General features: G+C 56.5%; 9 protein-coding genes. 6 read left to right on the forward strand and 3 right to left on the reverse strand.

All coding sequences use genetic code 11. From position 1 onward, the window contains the following. Window positions 1-265: 265 nt before the first annotated feature. The 3 genes from MJ643_RS26890 to MJ643_RS26900 are packed head-to-tail and all read right to left on the reverse strand — an operon-like array spanning window position 266 to window position 4,828. Window positions 266-1,681 (reverse strand): TolC family outer membrane protein, encoded by a 1,416-nt coding sequence (locus tag MJ643_RS26890; RefSeq protein ID WP_024086474.1) that lies wholly within the window; start codon window positions 1,679-1,681, stop codon window positions 266-268. Continuing rightward, complete coding sequence (locus MJ643_RS26895; RefSeq protein ID WP_024086473.1) at window positions 1,678-3,003, reverse strand: HlyD family type I secretion periplasmic adaptor subunit; 1,326 nt, start codon at window positions 3,001-3,003, stop codon at window positions 1,678-1,680. Before MJ643_RS26895 ends, MJ643_RS26890 begins: the two co-directional genes overlap by 4 nt. A gap of 13 nt (window positions 3,004-3,016) precedes the next feature. Beyond that, window positions 3,017-4,828, reverse strand: coding sequence for a type I secretion system permease/ATPase (locus MJ643_RS26900; protein ID WP_024086472.1), 1,812 nt, complete (start codon window positions 4,826-4,828; stop codon window positions 3,017-3,019). Window positions 4,829-5,389: 561 nt separating this feature from the next. Here MJ643_RS26900 and MJ643_RS26905 point away from each other — a divergent pair. From MJ643_RS26905 to MJ643_RS26930, 6 genes are all read left to right on the forward strand, one after another. Then, window positions 5,390-6,265, forward strand: coding sequence for a hypothetical protein (locus tag MJ643_RS26905; protein WP_044039592.1), 876 nt, complete (start codon window positions 5,390-5,392; stop codon window positions 6,263-6,265). 17 nt (window positions 6,266-6,282) lie between these two features. After that, the gene (locus MJ643_RS26910) at window positions 6,283-7,731 is read left to right on the forward strand and encodes a DUF4214 domain-containing protein (protein ID WP_024086470.1); all 1,449 of its coding nucleotides are present in this window, start codon (window positions 6,283-6,285) and stop codon (window positions 7,729-7,731) included. A gap of 145 nt (window positions 7,732-7,876) precedes the next feature. Further along, the gene (locus MJ643_RS26915) at window positions 7,877-10,429 is read left to right on the forward strand and encodes a glycosyltransferase family 2 protein (RefSeq protein WP_247727115.1); all 2,553 of its coding nucleotides are present in this window, start codon (window positions 7,877-7,879) and stop codon (window positions 10,427-10,429) included. Next, a complete protein-coding gene (locus MJ643_RS26920) occupies window positions 10,429-12,822 on the forward strand; it encodes a glycosyltransferase family 2 protein (RefSeq protein WP_024086468.1) in 2,394 nt (797 codons plus the stop codon). Before MJ643_RS26915 ends, MJ643_RS26920 begins: the two co-directional genes overlap by 1 nt. A gap of 85 nt (window positions 12,823-12,907) precedes the next feature. Then, window positions 12,908-14,803: a hypothetical protein gene (locus MJ643_RS26925; protein ID WP_144084407.1), complete on the forward strand. Its 1,896-nt coding sequence runs from the start codon at window positions 12,908-12,910 to the stop codon at window positions 14,801-14,803. A gap of 23 nt (window positions 14,804-14,826) precedes the next feature. Beyond that, on the forward strand, window positions 14,827-16,626 hold the full coding sequence (locus tag MJ643_RS26930) for a glycoside hydrolase family 99-like domain-containing protein (protein WP_247727116.1): 1,800 nt from the start codon (window positions 14,827-14,829) through the stop codon (window positions 16,624-16,626). The last annotated feature ends 34 nt before the right edge of the window (window positions 16,627-16,660 follow it).

A 16,660-nucleotide genomic window follows, 5' to 3' on the forward strand; every position in this document is an offset into this window, starting at 1 on the left:
GACACCCGAAAACAAACACTCCAGGAGAACAGGATGCAAAAGGAATTGGCTGCCGCCGCACTGATACTGTGCGCTTTACTGGCTGGCTGCTCGAACCACTCTTGGGGGTCGCTGCGCGATACACAGCCACAAGGCATTCCATGCGATGGTGACCCACCCCACCAGCCAGGTTGCTACTCCAGGGAAGCGCGCAACGGATGGTGGAACGACCGTAAGTACTGATTAGCGCTGCGCCCCAGCCACTGGAGCGCAGCAACCCTCGACCTCAGCGGCTGGCATCCAGCCGAGCCACCTCGCCACCCGGCAGACTGGCCTCTGGCACCGGGCTCAACCAGACATTGACGTTGTCGACGCTTTCCTGGTTCAACTCACCCGCCCAACGATTGAGCAGGAACAGGTTGGTGATAAAGTCGTACTGCGTCTTCAGCAGATCGCGGCGCGCCTTGAACTCGTTCTGCACGGCAGTGAGTACATCCACAGCATTGACCACGCCAAAGGTGAACGCCTTCTGCGCTGCCACACTCGACTTCTGCGCCGACGACAACGCGTTGCGATTGGCACGAATCTTCTCGACACTGGCCTGGGCAGTAAGGTAAGCGGTAGTGGTTTCCTTGACCACCTGCCGGCGCACCCCTTCAAGCTGCTCTTCGGCAGCCAGCTGCTCATCGTACAAGCCGCGCACCCGGGCAGAGGTGGAACCACCGCTGTAGATCGGGATCCTGACGCCCAGTGTGGCCACATAACTGTCGCTACGCGGCGCCTGGGTATTGTCGTAACCCTGGTCGCTCTGCTGTGCGCTCAAACTCAAGGACAATTGCGGGTAATGCTCGCCCTTGCCCTCACGCACCGCCGCATTGGCAGCCTCGGCACCGCTTTGATAAGATTTGAGCAAGGGGTTGGTTTCGACCGCCTGGGTCACCCAGCCTTGCAACGGACGCGTTGGCGCCTGCAATGCCACGTCATTGCGCACCCGGCTGAGCGGCTCATTGATCGGCCGCCCGACGATTTCGGCAAGCGCCTCACGGCTCACCTGCACCTGGTTCCGCGCTTCCACTTCCTGTGCGGCCAGCGCATCCACACGCGCCTGCATGTCGAGCTTGTCGGTGATCTTGGCCATTTGCCGCTCGAACAAGCTGCTGACCCGGTCAAGGTTCTTCTGCGTGGCTCGCCGCTCTGCCTGCACCAAGGCCAGCTCATCATCGGCCGCCAGCGCCACGAAGTAGCGCTTGGCGAGGTCCACCGTGGCCTCGGCTAGGGTGTCTTCTGCCTGCTGGCCCTTCTGGGCCTTGACGCTCTTGGACTTCTGGTAACGTTCCCATGCCGGCTTATTGTACAGGTACTGGGTCAGGCTGAGCGAGTAGCTTTCGTTGTTATAGATGTCGCGCGTGAGCTCGTTCTTGCGCAACACGCGGCTGATGTTGCTGTTGGCCGACACCTGCGGCAACAGGCCACCCAATGCTTCACGCTGCTGCTCAGCAGCCGAACGGGCCCGCGCATAAGCGGCCAACACCCGAGGGTCTTCGAGGCGGGCCTCACGGTAAAGACCCGCAAGGTCCAAGGCATAGGTAGAGGCAGAAACCCCCCCTGGTCGTTCGCCCGTTGCACCTTGGGGGTCAGCCGCCATCGCCTGCCAGGCGGTCATGCAAATCAGTACACCGAGTAGCAAACGCAACACAATCATTCCTCGATCAGCGATTCAGCGAACATGTTGCGCGCTGGTTTCAACAGGTACTGCAACATGGTGCGGTCGCCTGCGTTGATGAGGACATCGGCCGGCATGCCGGGCTGCAGCTTGCGGTTGCCGAGTTTTTTCATGCCGTCTTCAGTAACCCTCACTCGCACGAGGTAATATTGGTCGCCCGTGCGCTCCTCGGTGAGACTGTCTGCCGAAATGCGCGTCAAGGTGCCTTCGATTACCGGGGTGGTCGCCTGATTGAAAGCGCTGAAGCGGATGTCTGCGGTCTTGCCCAGCTCTAGGCGGTCGATGTCCTTGGTCGCGACCTTGGCCTCGATCACCAGCTCCGAGGAGGCCGGAACGATATCCAGCAACGGGGTGGCCGCACTGACCACACCGCCGATGGTGTGCACTTTCATGTCCAGCACCATGCCGCTTTCAGGTGAGCGGATCACCACGCGCGACAGGCGGTCACGCAGTGCCGCCTCGCTTTCTTGCAGGTCGAATACCTTGGCCTGCACATCGGAGAGTTCATTAGCTACGTCGGAGTCGAATTTCTTCTTCAACTGAACGATCTGGAGCTCGGTTTCACCAATTTGAAGCTTGGTCTTGGTGATAGCCGATTCGTGATCAGCGACCTCGGTCTTGAGCAGATCCAGCTTGCGTTCCTGCTCCAGCAGGCGCTGGTTGTCGACGAAGCCCTCTGCCAGCAACTCCTTCAACTGCTTGATCTCGCCGCTATAGGACTTCTCCAGGCCGCGCTTGGTGCGAATCATGTCATTGAGGCCGACGATCTGCTGCTTCATCTGTTCGATGCGCTCACGGTTGACCGAGATTTCGCCCAGCAGCGAATCACGACGCGCCTTGAACACCTGTTGCTCACCGGCCAGCGCCTCCATGGCGCGGTCCGAATCGGTACCTTCCATGGCTACTGGCGGAATGGCCTGCAGACCATCGCGCTCAGCGCGTAGACGCGCCTCCTTGTAACGGGCCACGATCAGCTGGTTGCGGGTGGACTCATACTCAGCGCTGAGCTGAGACTCATCCAGCACGATCAGCGGGTCGCCCTGCTTGACCATGTCGCCATCGCGGGCCAGCAATTCCTTGACGATGCCGCCTTCCAGGTGCTGCACGGTCTTGCGGTAGTTCTGCACAGTGACCGTACCGGAGCCATGCACGGCGTTACTCAACGGCGCCACCGCCGCCCAGGTGCCGAAAATACCGAAAGTGACGAAGACGATGCTCAGGCCGATGCGACGGATGCCGCGGTCGGAGGTAGGCATGTCTTCAAAGTTGTGGTCGAACGTGGTGATAGCTTTACTGCTCATCTACGAAATCCTTTCAAGCACCAGCGCTGGTGGAACCCACGGGCGCAACGGCAGAGGTCGCTGGGGAAGCAGGGTGAGGCGCGGCAGGGGTTGCCGCCGGAGGTTGCGGAACCGCCGGCTGGGCAACACGCTGCTGGGCCTTGGCCTGTTGCGCAGCCAGCTCGGCGATGACACGGTCGCGCTCGCCATACATCGAGATACTGCCACCGGCCATGACCAGAATACGGTCCAGACGCGCGAGGATATTCGGGCGGTGCGACACGATGAACACCGTCGCCCCGGTTTCCTTGAGCTTCTGCAGGGCCATACCCAAGGCACGCTCACCAACATCGTCGAGGTTGGAATTGGGCTCGTCGAGCACGATCAGGCGCGGGCTACCATAGACAGCACGTGCCAGGCCGATGCGCTGGCGCTGGCCACCGGACAGGTTGATGCCATCGCTACCAATGACCGTATCGTAGCCGTCCGGCAGCATGAGGATCATTTCGTGCACGCCGGCCATTTGCGCGGCCTGCACGACCTTTTCCGGGTCAACCTTGTCGAAACGGGCAATGTTTTCGCTAATGCTGCCTTCGAACAGCTCGATGTCCTGCGGCAGATAGCCCACGTACGGGCCAAGAGCCTGTTTGTCCCAGCTGGCGATGTCGGCACCGTCGAGGCGCACCACGCCATGCTGGGGCGGCCAAATGCCCATCAAAGCACGCACCAAGGTGGATTTGCCGGCGGCACTTGGGCCGATGATACCGACGATGGAGCCGGGTGGGGCGACAAAGCTGATACTGCGAAGTACCGGGGCCTTGGCGCCAGGAGGCGCGACGATCAGGTTTTCGACCTGGATGTGACCTTCCGGCGTGGGCAATGGCATGCGTTCGGGCTCTTTGTTCAGATCGTCCATCACCTTGCTCAGACGGTCGTACTGAACCTTGGCGGCAACGAAGCCTTTCCAGCTCCCGATCATTTGGTCTATCGGCGACAGCGCCCGGCCAAGCAGCAGGGAGCCTGCCATCAGCAAGCCTGGGTTGATTTCGTGGGTAACCACCAAGTAAGCCCCAAGGGCCAGCATGATCGACTGCGACCAAATGCGGAACGTCTTAGAAATGGAGCTAACTATGCCCCCTTTATCACTAGCGTCAGACTGCAGGATCATGATGTTGCGCTGGCGCTTGGCCCAGCGATTCATCAGCGTCTCCAGCATGCCCATTGATTCGATAACCTCGGCGTTGCGCAAGGTCTTAGTGGTAATGATGTTTGAGGCGACGTTTTCTTTGTTCGCGGAGGATAGCGCTTTCCCTGTCACTCGATGGTTAATCACTGCCAAGACAGTGAGCACTGCACCGCATCCCAGGGTCATCCAACCGAACCAAGGGTGAAACAGGAACATCACAACGGTAAAAATCGGGAACCAAGGCGCATCGAAAAAGGTAAAAAGACCTGCCCCGGTAAAGAACTGGCGCAGCGAAGTCAGATCGTTGAGCGACTGCGCCGTGGCATCCGAACCACCGCTATTGAGAGCCCGCCTGAAACTGGCTCGGTACACGTCCCGGCTGAGCATCACATCGAGGCGGTTACTGATACGCACCATGATGCGTGAACGCACCCACTCCAGCGCACCCATGGTCACTACCAGCACCGTCAGGATCAGCGTCAGCATGAGCAAGGTGGAAGTACTGCTGGAAGGCACCACACGCCCCGACACCTGGATCATGAAGAAGGTAGGCACCAACATCAGCGCGTTGACGAAGAAACTGAAGAAACCGACCGAAAGGAAGCTGCTTTTACAGGCTTTGACGGCGGATTGCAGGTTATTTTCGGATAGAGAACTCATGGTATCCATACGTGAGGAAGACGAAAGCGGGCGGCAGTGTAACACTCGTTGAGAGCACGCAGCGTGCCTGATTGCGAGCTCCGTCGCTTGAGCAGCCGACGAAAAGCCTTATTTATGAAAAAACCATGACACTAGTCAAAAAAAAGCATAAACAGCAGGCAATTCTTACTTGCACAGCAAATCGCCACCCCTCTAGCCACAATCCGACAAACGGCAACTGAACCTTCGACAGCTGACCACCTCCTCCAAAAAACGCCAATAAAATGACGAACACACAAAAAATCTAACAAGTATTTGATTTTTTTGAAAATAAAATTCCGGAACTATCGTGCATGTTCAAGCCTCTCCCTGGGCCGCCCCCCTTGGAATACCCCTAACCCGAGGATTTGGTTCAGGATTTCGATGAAATTTTTTTTACTCTTGTCGGTTGACAACTTTTCCACATCCCTGCATCTTCGCCCCTCGCAGGGACACCTTCACGCTGTTTTTTTGTGTACGCACGGGTTTGAGCAAGTTAGCTACCGGTGTTTTGTTTAAAAGGAGCTTAACAACGCCATGTCTATGCCTTCCCAAGCCCTCGACGGCCTGAAAATCAGTTCCCGCGTGACTCTGCTAGAGCCGGGAATGTACATTTTCCGCTATGCCTCGCAGCCTCCTGCCGAAAAGCCAGTGTGCATCGCACTGCAACAAGCGCCGCTGGGCAAAGGCTCTATCGACTTCTTCCCGGCCGAAGGTGTCAGCAAAAACATGCTGACCAAGCTCGGCGACACCATCGTTGCTCGAGTCAAAGGTGGCGTGACTACCGTCCTGATCACCGAATACCACATGTTCGACGACGTGATCGAACCTATCGACCTGCGTATCGACCGCATCGACACCTCACCGGCAATCATGCGCACCTTCGCCGTGGTAGCCAGCGACGAGCCTACTCCGGCAATCAAGAGCCAGGCTGCCCCCTTGGAGCTCACCGCCCACCTGCAACGCACAGGCGAAGTGGTTTCGAGTGAAGGCTGGGTCGGTGCGCCGGACAGTAACGAATTCATCGAAAGCTTCGCCATCAACTGGCTGAACAAGCCCGCTGGCGTCGACTTGCTCTATACCTGCATGGTTGCAGGCTCCGGCCCCAGCCGCAATGTTTCCACCGGCACCTTCGTCGGTGTGCGTGGCGAAGGCCTGCCGCTGATTTGCACAAGCTTCAGCCTGGCAGGCCCGCAACGCAAGAACTACGAACTCACAGGCCACATCGTGTTCGGCAACGCCGAGCCACAACGCCTGGTCGCCAATCAGATGATGCATGGCCCCACCGGCACCGAGCCATTGGTGGCACTGCATATCGCCGTTACTCCCGTTACGAAGATGAACGCTGCCCGCTTTAAGTCTCCGTGGGAAAACTCTGCGCAACCGCAGAAAATCAGTGCAACAAGCCAGATGGCTTGAAGTAACAGGAATACATCATGCAATACGATAGCCCCGTCTCGTCCACCGAGTTCCAGTCCTTCCTGGCAGTTACCACCCTGTCCGACAGCACTGTAGACGCCATCAGCTCCCTGCTGGGCCTGGACGCCGAAGGCACCACCGTTAACGTCGCCAACTTCGACGGCGTCAACTTGGAGCTGCCAGCCAGCGGCGCAGTAGACGTAGTTACCGGCGAAATCGCTGGTGTAGTCACCGACCTGGTCACTGTTGACCTGTCCGAAGCTGAAGCTGCCGGCGCCCGTGCTTACATCCTGGAAAGCGACGCCAGCCTGAACGTCACCCTGCAAGGTCAGTCGGGCAACGTTGCTCCGGTAGCCTTCGCTGCCCTGGCTGCCGACATCGCCGTTAGCGCCGATGCCAACGCCGAAATCGAGCTGCTGCTTACCACCGGCAACGGCAACGACGTTATCACCGTCAACGGCGACCAGAACACCTACATCGACGGCGGCGACGGCAACGACACCATCGTTACCGGCAACGGCAACAACACCGTTATCGCTGGCGCTGGCAACAACAACGTGAAGACTGGTTCGGGCAGCGACACTGTCGTCCTGAGCGGCAGCGACCACACCGACATCGTCGACACTGGTGCTGGCTATGACGTCGTTCAGCTGGACGGCTCGCGTGCTGACTACCAGTTCGCTACGAACGCCAACTTCAACGTCACCCTGACTGGCAACCAAACTGCCTCGATCTCGAACGCCGAGTTCCTGACCTTCGTCAACGGCGACGAAGTCGAGACCGTGGCCCTGGCTCACAGCGCTGACGAAGCTGCTGCCCTGCGCCTGTACCAAGGCGTGCTGAACCGTGACGCTGACCTGGAAGGCGCCAAAGCCTTCGTTGGCCAAGTCAACGCTGGCACCTCGCTGACCGACATCGCCAACGAGTTCCTGAACTCGAACGAATTCGCCGGCGCCCACAACGCTGCCGATGTCAACGAGCTGTACCTGGCTCTGCTGGGCCGTGTTGCTGACGATTCGGGTGCAAGCACCTGGACCGACCTGCTGGCCAACGGCGGTTCGCTGGCTGACGTAGCTGCTGCCATCGCTGTTTCCAGCGAAGCTCAGACTCTGGATCAGTCGAACGGCGACTTCATCCGCGACCTGTACACCAACGTACTGGGCCGCGCCGCTGAGCAACAAGACCTGGACTTCTGGGTCAACTCGCTGTTCAACGGTGCAAGCCGTGCCGATGTTGCCAAAGACATCGTCACCTCCAACGAAGCTGGCGTCAAAGCCAACAACGACTTCGTCGAGTCGCTGTACACCTCGGCTCTGGGTCGCGCTTCGGAAGCCGGTGAGAAGGAGTACTGGACTGCTCAGATCGAAGCTGGTGCTTCGCACGCTGACGTGGCCCTGGGCATCGTTGGTTCCAACGAAGCTGTTGCTCACATCGACAACGTCGTTGTGCTGCACGGCCAGGTGTAACTAGCCCTGTCGTAGCGAAGCGTACGCCCGGCCGCAAGGCCGGGAGTATGCGAAAGGGGGCGACTTTCGGGTCGCCCCTCTTTTTATTTTTTGCAGTCAAGCCACGCTTATGTCCAGACAACTCGACCGTGGGCGAGAAACGCTCATGGACATTTTTCACCGCCATCGCCAGGCCAACGAACATGCCCTGGCCGCCGCCACACTCGACCGCGCAATGCAGACCGAGTATCGACCGGAGGCACTGGTGTGGAAAGGCATCGCGGCCCTGCCGCAGGCGCCTGAGCTGGCGTTTTTATTTTTTGGCAATGCCGCCAAGGTACTGCCCGAGCGGGCCGATATCCACGCCCTGATCGGCCGCAGCCTACTGGCGCAACAACACTTCGAACTGGCCACCCGTTACCTGACAACGGCGTGGAAAACCCAACCCAACGACGTGGCCCTGCGCATGATGCTGTGGCAGGCCCGCAGCCAGTCGGAAACCCCGGCCGAGCTGCGCCGCATGATCTTGGCCCACCTTCCAGAGATCCACACCGGCAAAGAGCTGGCACAGGTACTCAAGCTACTGGCCGAACAAGCCGATGCCCCGCGCACCGTGGGCGTGGTGCGCTACCTGCCGGAGCAACGGGTAATCCAGGGCTGGGCGATCGACCTGGCCAATCTGCAAGCCCCCGCGGCGCTGCAGATTGATGCCAACGGCGTGAAGGTGAGCACCCTGGCCAGCGCCACGCACCCACTGCTCAGCGCTGCAGGGCTGCCCGGCACACATGGTGGCCTGCGAGTGAGCGTGCCGAACCCGACTGCGGCGGTGCACCTGCACTTTGCCAATGGCACCGCCCTGCTCGGCAGCCCAGTGTACGCCATGCCGGTATTCGTACCGCCCGCCAGCGTGAACGGTGGCGGAGAACAGCAACCGGTGGACGTACTTATACCTGTCTATGACGGCCTCACTGAAACCCTCGAATGCATCAACAGCGCACTCGATGCGCGCAAACTCAACCGCACCCCGCATCGCCTTGTAGTAATCGAAGACCAGACGCCCGTGCCAGCCCTGGCCAAGGCGCTAAAGGTGCTCGCCGCCAAGGGCAAGATCACCTTGGTGCACAATGCCGTGAACCTGGGCTTCATCCGCAGCATGAACCGCGCCATGGCCCTGAGCCCGAACAAGGACGTGGTGTGGCTGAACGCTGACACCCGGGTGCATGGCGCCTGGCTCGACCGCCTGCGCCAGGTGGCCTACAGCGACGCCCGCATCGCCTCGGTGACCCCATTCACGAACAACGGCGAGCTGATGAGCTTTCCGCAAAGCCAGCTCAGCCATGCCATGCCTAGCGCCAAGGCGCAGGCCGAGCTGGATGAACTGGCCCGACAGACCGATAGCCCGCCGATAGAAATTGAAACAGGCTGCGGCTTCTGCCTGTACATCAAACGCGCGGCACTGGATGAAGTGGGCTACCTAGACGAAGTGGATCTGGCCCGCGGCTACGGCGAGGAAACTGACTGGTGCCTGCGCGCCCGCGGCCTGGGCTGGCGCCACATGGGGGCGCCGAATGTGTTCGTGGCCCACCAGGGCGGCATTTCATTTGGCGCCGAAAAAGCCCTGCGCGTGGCCCACAACAACGCCATCCTGCGCAAGCGTTACCCAGACGCCTCCGCACGCTACAACGCCTTTACCCTGCGCGACCCGATCAAGCCGGCCCGCGATGCCCTGCAGCGTGCGCGCCTGGTCAAACTGGCGAGCCTTCCCGCTGCTGCCCGCGAAGCCTCCTGGCCAGCCCAGACCAACGGGGGCCCTGTGGGAGCTGGCTTGCCGGCGATGAGGCCAGCGGCCCAACCTGCATCCTTCGAGCCACTCCAACCCTTCGGGGCCAGAACTCTGCACATTCATGATGGCTCCCACACCGAAGCAGCATTCAACCTTGCCTGGCGACATGAACCTCATCGCACCTGGGCGACGCTGCAAGCGCCTCTGAGCCCTTTGCCCTTGCGTCTGGACTTTGCTATCCCAGGCGAGCTGGACCAACTGATAGAAGCATTGCGCCTGCTCCCCGTAACCGATATCGCCTACGAACAGCTGGCCCGCTGCCCAATCGCCCTGTGCGAGCTACCCGGCCAGCTAGGCAAGCCTTACCGCATCGCCTGCAGTGACGACCGCCTGCTGAGCCGGGACGGGGACTACGACTGGCAACGCTTCGCCCGCGAAGCCACCAGCGTGCAACTGCCCTGGCAAGCTCTGCAAGGCGTATATATGGGTGCCCATGCCGAGGCCAAGTGGCTACTGCCTGCCACTACCGAGCGCTCGGCCACGGCAACCGACTCACCCCGGGTACTGCTGATAGGCGATGCCCTGAACAACCCGGTCATTGCCCAACGCTGGCTGGCTTTGGCCAGGCAGGTAATCCGCGAACAACTGCCGCTGGTGTTGCTGGCCAAGGACGACACGCCCTGGCTCAAGGCACTGCAGGCGACCGGCGCCGTTCACCGGCTGCCCGCACTGCAAGGTTTCAGCCTTGCCGAGCGTGCCCGCGCCGCAGGCTGCGACGCAGTGCTCAGCCTGGACGACACCCCCGGCGCCGGCTGGCAGGCGCCGATGCTCGCCAGCGAACTCTCCGTCGCGCTATTTGCCAGCACCGGGCCGGTCGCCACCGAAGCCGGCGCGCAAGCGCTGACCTCCCTCCCCTATTCACTGAGCCAAGCCTGATGACCCAAGATCTGCTGGAAAAGCCCCAGGCGGGCCAGCCTTCCGTCGCCCTTCATGCATTCAAAGGCGCCATCCTGGCCCTGCAGGGCGATGTACTGCAGGGCTGGGCCATGGACACCGCGCAGCCCGAGGAACGCCCGGTGGTGGAAGTGTTCATCGATGGGGCCAGTGTGGCCCTGGCCCGCGCCGACCAGTACGAACCGCAAGCACCGTCAGGTGACCAGTTCCATGGTTTTGCCGTGCAGCTGCGTCAGAGCTGGCTGGCCGAGGCACGGGTGATCACTGCGCGTATCGCCAACCAGGCCTTTGCCCTGGACGGCGATATCGTGCTCCCGATCGCCCCCAACTTAGAAGCCTCAGCTACCGCCTCTCAGGTATGGCACACCGGTGGCCTGCGCGTGGGCGGCTGGTCGTGGGACCCGCAATCGCCTCGCCGCCATGTAGAAGTGACAGTGCGCGAGGGCAACCGGGTTATCTGCACCGCTACCTGCAATGCGCACAACCAAGCCCTCGCCTACCGCGACACCAGCGATCATGGTTTTGCCATTGACCTGCCCTGGGAGCTGGCCGACGGCAAGGTGCACGTACTGGATGTGGCGAACGACTTGGGCCAGCCGCTGGCCGGCAGCCCTATCCGCCTGTGCTGTTGGCCGGAGGGGGTCGAAGGGCTGCTGCGCAAGCTCGACCCGACACATGATGCCGCCACCGTGGCACTGCTCACCGAAGTGGCCAAGGAACAGGCCGTGCGCCTGCCGAAAAGCGCAGGCTGGCAACATTATCCACAGTGGTTCGAAGCCTTCCAGCGCTTGGAGGGCCTGGAGCGCCCACCCCTGCAAGGCAAAGCAGGCCTGCTGCTGATCAGCAACGGCGACCCGGACCTGGAACGGGCTAGCCTGGACAGCCTTGGCGACGACCGTGCGAACCTGCACCAGTTGGCCACGACCGCGCCTGAGGACTTGCGAGCGGCCCTCCAACAACTGCTGGCTGCAGGCTGCGATCGCATTCTGCCCCTGATGGCCGGTGATCGCCTGGCCCCGTTGGCGTTGCCGTACCTTTGCGCGCTGCTGGACGACGGCAACGCCTGGGCATTTGCCGACTGTGACCGTGATGGCCTCCAGGGTGAGCGAAGCCTGCCTTGGCTGAAACCTATGTGGGACATCGACCTGTTCATTGGCGCGGATATCTTCACGCCGGGGGCGATCTTTGGGGCGGGCATCGTCAAGCAAGCCCTCACGCTACTGGCAGCCCGAGCACAACAAGCAACCGTTGGCTGGTACGACTTTACCGCAGGTATCGCACTGGCCACGCAGAACAGTGAAGCGAGCGTCGCGCACTTGCCGCGTGTGCTCTATCACCGAACCAGCCATGCGCCGGCCAGCCCGGAGCAGGCAGAGCCGTCACCACAACGGTTGAGTGCAGTCGAATGGTTGTGCCAGTCGCTGGCACCAGGTGCTGCGGTAAGCCGTGTGCCGGATTACCCGGCACTGCTCCGAACCCACTGGCCGCTGCCGGAGAAGCTGCCACGGGTGAGCCTGATCGTGCCTACGCGGGATCAGTACAAGTTGCTGCACGCCTGCATCGAAGGACTGCTTAACAACACCGATTATCCGGACCTGGAAATCATCGTCGTAGACAACCAGTCCAGCGATCCCGACACCTTGGCGTATTTCGACGATATCAAAGCACGGGGCGTGATTGTTCTGGAGCATCCCTACCCGTTCAACTATTCGACGATCAACAATCGAGCGGCAGGTTTTGCCTCGGGCGAGTTGATTGGCCTGGTGAACAACGATATCGAGATTATCGAGAGCGGCTGGCTTAAGGAAATGGTTACACAGGTGTATCGACCGGGCGTTGGCGCGGTGGGTGCGAAGCTTTTGTGGCCAAACCGCATGGTGCAACATGGCGGTGTAGTGGTCGGTGTAAATGGGCTAGCTGCACATACTGGGAATACTCTTCAAGAAAACGACTCCGGGTATTTAGGCTTGAATCAAATTGCGCACCGACAAAGCGCAGTGACGGCGGCGTGCTTGCTGATCAGAAAAACCATATTTGATTCAGTAGGAGGTCTAGATGAGATCGCATTCCCAGTCGCGTTTAATGACGTAGACCTTTGCCTGCGGATACAGGAAAAGGGTCTACATTCGACATGGACCCCTTTTGCCCAACTGATACATGCAGAGTCTGCTAGCCGTGGCAAAGACGATGCTCCAGAAAAAAGAGCTAGAGCCCTACGCGAGCAAAAAAACTTCTTGGCGGGACGGTTTGAAACAGGTAACGATGATCCTTATTATCACCCGGCGCTTAGCTTGGATTATCTGTCCGGCCCTTATGGTGGCTTAGCTCTCCCACCAACAAGCATGCAATGCAGAATACGGCATATAGCCTCTTAAATCGTGCAGTCATGCTAAACAAATCATTCTTGCAACCAACTCCAAGACAGACACCCCACAAAATTCTTAATTTAGAAAATTGATAATGAAAAGTCTCTGCATAACTGGACATACTCAATCTTCGCTAAACAAGTTAGCCGAAGCTTTTTACGCAGGAGGATCATCCACTGCGAAAAACTCCAGGCACGATAGCGAGTTCTCCATCCATTTGTGGCACGAAAATGCCCTAGAGAGAATAAATCAATATAGCGACTCACACTCACTATCCGCAGGAAAACTTTTCGACCAAATCGCGATCGATATTTTTCTAGCTAATCACAGCTCGCCTTTATGGCATTGGACTGACACCAACAGCGTCCAGACACTTGACTATTGGCACCAATTTGATCCGAACATTCTGTTTGTATTGGTTTATAGCTCTCCAGTCGAAATTTTAACAGAGCTATTTCTTAACAATACCTGCACAGAAAAAGATTTTGAGATCGCTTTAAGCAAATGGGAAGTTGCCACAAAGGCGATGCTTGCTTTTAGAGAGAGAAATCCTGAGCGCTCTGTTTTGATTCCTAGGAATTGCGCCCTCGAACAAACTGAGCGCTGTATCGAGACTCTTAATAAAAAATGGCAAACAAACATTCAAGTCAAAGACCTTCCGAAAAACAATGCCGTTTCTTTACCTCCGCTACCTAATCTGCTCATAAACTGTTACGTTGACAAAAAATACAGCCTCCGAGAGCTTGATAGACTGGCTAAATCACTCCTGGATCTTATTGGCAACGAGCACACAACAGTTGAAGACAAATACCTTTTTGAACAGCTAAATAAAAAAACGGTCTCAACTAGAAAAACGATCACAACTAAAAAAAATGATGCACCAGGCTTGACTAAACTTGAGTTTTCTCTCATCAATGAATTGGAAGGTGAGAACGCATTACTATTAGCAGCCTTGCATAAAACTCAAGAAGCCCTTGAACTAACGCAAAAAGCAAGCCACCAACTGTCACTTGAGCTTGATCAGCAAAAGTTCAAAGTAAAAAAATTATTAAAGAAAGCTCAAACACCTTGGGAAATCGACTCATTTAACGCAAAACTCATCTACAACAACAATGACAAACACATAATTGAGTGGGAACTTAACGAGACTTTCGTTGGCGATCACTATGTGGATCACATTAAATTCAAAACTATATCTGAAGATCACATCACAGGCTTTAGCTTCGAAAAAAATAGTAACTTCCTCAGCACAGCAAATCAGTTCGATGGTGTTAAAGAAATTTTACTAATACCGCAAAAAGGCTCTGCCACAGCAGGCAGCAATGGATCACTAAGCAAGCTCTCAACCACTGATTGGGCACAACTCAAAGCGCTCGCTATAAAACTAATAGCTTTCCTTAACGCGCCGATCAAGCACGAAATATCTAATTACGCCCCCATAGCTATGATTTGTAAAGGCCTAGAGCGACTACTGGAGATACTCCATAAATGGCCAGACACTCTGCGTTACGACGGGGTAGTGCTGAACAAATCATATCAAATGGAAAACTATCACAGCATTGAAATCATGCTCAGCAATGTAGTGCTCGGCGAGAAAACATGGCCATCCTTCACTTATAGAGTCGCCACTTTTTCAGATGAGAACTTTGACTCCCATCCACGCCTTGAATTCCCCGAAGACTGCGGAGTATTAGACAGCTGGTTCGCTGACAACCAAGACGCGGAAGAGAAAAAATTTGAGTTGCGCTTCGCTCATCCCAACCGCATTGACACCACCGTCTGGAACAGACTATCTAATAGCGACCACCACTTTATAGCCGCATTAATCTCAAAGCTTAACGAGCAAGTAACTAGTATTTGCCCAACTGACACCCAGTACGCTACTAACGGTGATTGGCTGGCGCTCGCCAACAGCATGACATCAATTGCAAAGCAAGCACTTAACCCCGCGAAACAGCGTACCAAAACCCCTACACTCGCTTCTAACTGAATTGACAAGCAGGCTCTCAGTACATGTCTAAATTAAAACTAGCCAACGAAAAGTACTCTCAAGGGCTATATTCTGAAGCTCTGTCTCTTTATCAAAAGGTAATAGCTGAGCAACCAGAACTAGAAGAAACAGTAAGCACAAACTTGATGATCAGTAGGCGCAAGCTGGACATCAAGCATGGGACTAGCTTAGCGACGCTGCAAGATCTAAACGATTCAGGCTTTGATGCTAAGCAAGAAAAAAAAATCGCTTACATCTCCAAACATAAGCTTGGGACTATTTCAGACGCAGAAGTAGATATTCGTGCGATTGCCATCTATCTTCCTCAATTTCATACCTTCCCGGAAAATGATGAGTGGTGGGGTACCGGCTTTACTGAATGGACTAATGTACGCAGAGCCAAACAGCAATATGAAGGACACTATCAGCCACATGTCCCACATCCAGACATTGGCTACTATGACCTGAACGACGAAAATATTTTAATAAAGCAAGCCGAGCTAGCCAAAGCATCCGGCATAGAAGGATTTTGCTTCTATTATTACTGGTTCAATGGCAAAAGACTTATGGAGATGCCTGTTGATCGCCTAATCGCAAGTGGAAAGCCCGATATACCATTTTGCTATTGCTGGGCAAACGAAAACTGGACCAGAACGTGGGACGGGGGGGACCATCACGTTCTAATCGGTCAGCAGTATTCGCCAGAAAGCGACAGGCGCTTCATACTTGATTTAATGCCTGCGCTTAGAGACCCGCGCTATATCAAAGTGGATGGCCGTCCTCTTTTGATTGTTTATCGCCCCATGCAGTTGCCGAACGCTAAAGCCACTGCGGAAATATGGCGTGAAGTCTGCCGAGAAGAAGGGCTTGGTGAAATTTGTTTAGCGTTCATGCAGAGTTTCGATTCGCCTAACCCTGCCGATATTGGCTATGATTTTGCAATCCAATTTCCGCCTCTGGGTTCGTCCGCAAGAAACATTTCGCAAAATGTTAATTTATCTGATCCCCAAACCTTCACTGGTGAAGTGAGAGACTATAAACAACTAGTTGAAGATTACACAGCCTCCGATCTTGGATATAACACTTTTCCAGCAGTAACCCCTTCTTGGGACAACACTGCCCGCCGTCAAGAGCGGGGGCATTCATGGGTTAACTCTTCTCCAGAATATTACTCTTTCTGGCTTGCTACAATGGCTGCCAAGGTCAGATCCTTACAGCCACCAGAACGACGTTTTATTTTCATTAATGCTTGGAACGAATGGGCCGAAGGTAATCATCTCGAACCTGACCTGAAGTACGGTTATGCTTGGCTTAATGCCACTCGCCTCGGCCTACTCCAAACTGGCGCAACTCAGCCTTACCCAACACCCGACATCCTCGTATTAGGCCACGATGCAGCACGTGCAGGGGCGCAAATAGTTCTTCTTACTATGCTGAAAGAATGGAAGAAAGCGGGCAGACACAATTTCAAGCTTTTGCTTGTAAACGACGGAGTATTGCGAAAAGAGTTTGAGAAGATTTGTGAGACCATTGTCCTTTCCGACTACAAGTCTGAGGCTTATAAAAACACTATCCTGAGCTATCTATTTACGCCACGACCAAAAGTCGTGCTAAGCAACACCGTCGTAAACGGCATGCTGCTAGAAAAGATAAAAAAATATGGTACTACTGTTGTCTCATATATTCATGAGCTACAGAAATCAATTGAACGCTGGGCACCAGGGCCTATTATGGCCGCCACGGTATCAAACTCCAATCACTTCATTGCCGTATCACAGCCAGTAAAAGAGAATTTACTGAATCAGGGCGGCCGCGAAAACTGAGTGCAACACCTGACCTTTCCGGTACCGTGCTGCC

Source organism: Pseudomonas sp. PNPG3, from assembly GCF_023093815.1.
GTDB lineage: Bacteria > Pseudomonadota > Gammaproteobacteria > Pseudomonadales > Pseudomonadaceae > Aquipseudomonas > Aquipseudomonas asiatica.